General features: G+C 52.9%; 2 protein-coding genes. Both read left to right on the forward strand.

Features of this window, described 5'->3' with window-relative positions; genetic code table 11:
* Positions 1 to 153 precede the first annotated feature (153 nt).
* Entirely contained in the window at positions 154 to 1,212 is a 1,059-nt protein-coding gene (locus FBY10_RS31395) for a YCF48-related protein (RefSeq protein WP_145338891.1), read from the forward strand.
* Between the two features lie 57 nt (positions 1,213 to 1,269).
* On the forward strand, positions 1,270 to 3,795 hold the full coding sequence (locus FBY10_RS31400) for an RND family transporter (RefSeq protein WP_145338892.1): 2,526 nt from the start codon (positions 1,270 to 1,272) through the stop codon (positions 3,793 to 3,795).
* Positions 3,796 to 3,911 lie beyond the last annotated feature (116 nt).

Raw genomic sequence — 3,911 nt, forward strand, 5'->3', positions numbered from 1 at the left:
TCCATTTCTGCCGGGACCAAGGGGGTGAAGGTGTTCGACGAGCTGAAACCGCTGACGTTCTTTACGCCTGAGTCTCTTGCGCGACAGTCTCAGCGATAAAAACTTAATCTCTCTTATGATTGTCTCGCTGCCGTGGAATGAACGGAGAAGCACATGAACACGCTACTCAAGGCACTGGTCTTGTCTTTCGGCGCCTTGCCCTGCATGGGCAAAGCTGCCTCATTCATTGATCCGCTGGACCAACCCGCAATGATCTCTGATCGCGCAGTTATCTCACCCTTGTACGGACTGTTCGCTAGTAGCTCAGGGGTCGTTGCGGTGGGACCACGCGGACACATTGTCCGATCTGACGAAACCGGTCAACACTTTGCTCAAGTGCCTGCGCCACTGAGTAGCGATTTGGTAGCGGTTTATTTCGCCAATCGATCACTCGGATGGGCGGTGGGACATGACGGGGTCATTCTAAACACCCAGGATGGCGGAGAAACCTGGACGCGGCAGCTTGACGGCCGTCAGATGATTGATCTGTTTGCCAAGCACTACGGAAGTGTTACAGGAGAGGGAACGCCAGAGCTGCAAAGTGCTCAGGAATACACCCAGGCACTGGAGAAAGACGGCCCAATAAAACCGCTGCTGGATGTATTTTTTGAAAATGAACATGAGGGCTGGGTAGTCGGCGCGTTCAATCTGATTTTACATACCACGGACGGTGGTCAGCATTGGGTACCGTGGATAGATAAAGCAGAAAATCCGGACCAATACTCACTGCACGCCATCCGCAGAATTGGCGACCACGTGTTCATTGTTGGCGAATTGGGCCTGCTACTGCGCCTAGACCAGAGGCGCCAGAAATTCGTGAAGGTTGCCCTCCCCTACAGTGGCTCTTTATTCGGCCTCACCGGACGCAAGGGCTTGCTTGTCGCCTATGGGCTCCGAGGCAACGTATGGACAAGCCGCGATGAAGGAGCATCGTGGACTCAACTCGAAACCCGGACCAGTTTTTCGATCAACGCAGCTACCCTGCTCGCTGATGGCTCGATCGTTCTCGCAAGTGCTGGCGGCGAGTTGTTATTCAGCGACCCCAAAGGCGAGCAGATCATCAATAGATCGGTCAAGCGGCGCACACCAATCTATGGGGTTGCAGCATTAGGTCATGGTCTCTATACCATCGGTCCAGATGGAGTAACCCTCGCTTCACGCCAAGATCCCTGAATTTTATCGAATGCACTGACGAGACAGTGAGTTTCCATTCCCATCGGAGGCGTTACGATGGCTACGACTATCGAACAAAACAATAATAAATACCCAATTATCAATGACCGTCGAGACTTCGATGAGCGTACAGGTAACATCGTCGAGCGGGTGATATTCAACAATCGCCTGTTGATCATCATCCTGATAGTCGTTATCTCCGTACTGCTCGGATGGCAGGCATCACGCCTAGTGGTCAATGCCAACTTCGATCGCATGATCCCGAGCTCCCACCCCTACATCATGAACTTTTTCGACAACCGCGCAGAGCTCCCCGGTCTTGGTAACAGCGTACGTGTCGTCATAGAAAATACCAAAGGCGACATTTTCGATCAGCAATACCTGCAGACGGTCCGAGAGATAAACGACGAACTGTTCCTTATACCTGGAGTTGATCGGCCCTGGATGAAGTCGCTGTGGACACCTTCATTACGCTGGACTCAAGTAACCGAAGATGGATTACGCGGTGGCCCGGTCATGCCTGACCGGTTCGATGGTTCTTCAGAAAAACTTGAAGAACTTCGGGATAACCTGGCACGGTCATCCGCGCCAGGCCGAATCGTAGCCAATGACTACAAGTCGTCTATGATCATCGTCCCTTTACTGAACAACTATGCAGACTCGGGCAAGCCAATCGACTACAAGGCGTTATCCCAGGCACTGGAGCAAAGAGTCAGGGGCAAGGAAGGAGAAGGAGTACGTATCCATATCGTCGGCTTCGCCAAACTGGTAGGGGACCTGATTCAGGGCTTGACCAAGATTTTCCAGTTCTTCGCGGTGTCCGTTCTGATTGCTACGCTATTCGTCTACCTCTACAGCCGCTGCTGGCGAAGCACCCTGATGCTAGTAGCCGTTTCCATACTCGGTGTGGTCTGGTTGCTAGGTCTAATGCATCTGGCCGGTTACGAACTTGATCCCTACACGATTCTTGTACCCTTCCTGATTTTCGCCATCGGCTTGTCGCACGGGGCGCAAAAAATGAACGGAGTAATGCAGGATATCGGTCGCGGCACCCATAAGTACATCGCTGCCCGCTACACTTTCCGACGACTATTCATGGCGGGGCTGACCGCGTTGCTGGCCAACGTCGTCGGTTTCGCGGTATTGATCATCGTCGATATACCGGTGATTCAGGACCTGGCGTTAACTACCAGCATTGGCGTAGCAGTATTGATCTTCACCAAGCTTATTCTGATTCCAGTTATTTTGTCCTATACAGGGGTCAGCTTGCACGCAGCGAAACGCTCGATGCATGCGAGTAATACTGAAAAGCTATCCCCTCTGTGGGAGTTCTTCAGTCACTTTACCCAGCGCAACTGGGCAATCGGCGCGATCGTTTTTGCAGTCATTTTGAGTATCACAGCGCTGGTAGTCCGTCATAATCTGCAAATTGGAGATCTCGGCGCCGGCGCGCCCGAATTGCGCCAGGATTCCCGTTACAACCAGGATGTGGCTTACGTTACAGCCAATTATGGTCTATCCAACGATCAATTTGCCGTTATCGTAAAGACCGCCCCGGGTGTCTGTGATCACTTCAGCAATCTCATTGAAGCGGACCGCCTGGGTTGGGTGTTAAGTCATGTGCCTGGCGTGCAAGCGACGGAGTCATTCGCCACACTGACTAAGCAAGGTGTCAGCGGTACGTTCGAGGGTTACTTCAAATGGAACAGTATTATTCGCGACCCTCGCTCGCTCGGTTACGCGGCGTCCCAAGTGCTGGTTAACAACCCCGATGTACTCAACCCCAAGTGTTCGGTATTCCCGGTCATGACCTATCTTTCAGACCATAAAGCCAGCACATTGACCCAACTACTTGCACAGGTAGAGGCCTTCGCCAAGGAACATAACAGTGAAGATATCAAGTTTCTCCCAGCAGCAGGCAACGCTGGAATCGAGGCGATTACTAATATCGTGGTTAAGGATTCCTTCTATAAAATGCACGCTTTGCTGTACGTCGGCGTAGTCCTGCTTTGCTTCGTCACATTCCGTAGTTGGCGCGCAGTCATCGTGGCAGTCATTCCACTGGTGGTCACCTCCTTGCTTTGCGAGGCGCTGATGGTATGGCTTGGTATCGGGGTTAAGGTCGCTACTCTACCAGTCATTGCGCTGGGTGTAGGGGTCGGGGTTGACTACGCGCTATACCTGCTATCCGTGCAACTGGTGGTACAGCGAAGTGGCGCGAGCCTTAAGGAAGCGTACCGAGCCTCTCTACAATTTACCGGCAAAGTCGTGGCGCTCGTGGGTATGACAATGGCCGCCGGAGTTATTACCTGGGCTTGGTCACCCATCAAATTCCAAGCCGACATGGGCATTCTGCTGGCATTTATGTTCATGTGGAATATGTTGGGGGCTCTGGTGCTAATCCCTGCACTGTCGTGCTTCCTACTGCAGAACCGACACAAGACCGGCCTGCCACCACAGTCGGTGGGCGGGAGTGCAAACACCACCGTGGGCCCCCGGAAAAAACTACCTCAACCGCCACGATCTAAACGCCAGCATGTTGGCGCTGATGTCGAGTTAACCCAGTTGCCGAGACTTCACTGACCCAGTCTGACTCCTCGTGGATCATTGTCTGTGCTGGATTTTTTCAGGCTTGGAGATCGGGCAGTCTTGCGTCGGCAACTGGGTCAATCCAGGCACAGCGCAAACATTACAGCTGA

Source organism: Pseudomonas sp. SJZ103, assembly GCF_007828335.1.
In the GTDB taxonomy this organism is placed as follows: Bacteria; Pseudomonadota; Gammaproteobacteria; order Pseudomonadales; family Pseudomonadaceae; genus Aquipseudomonas.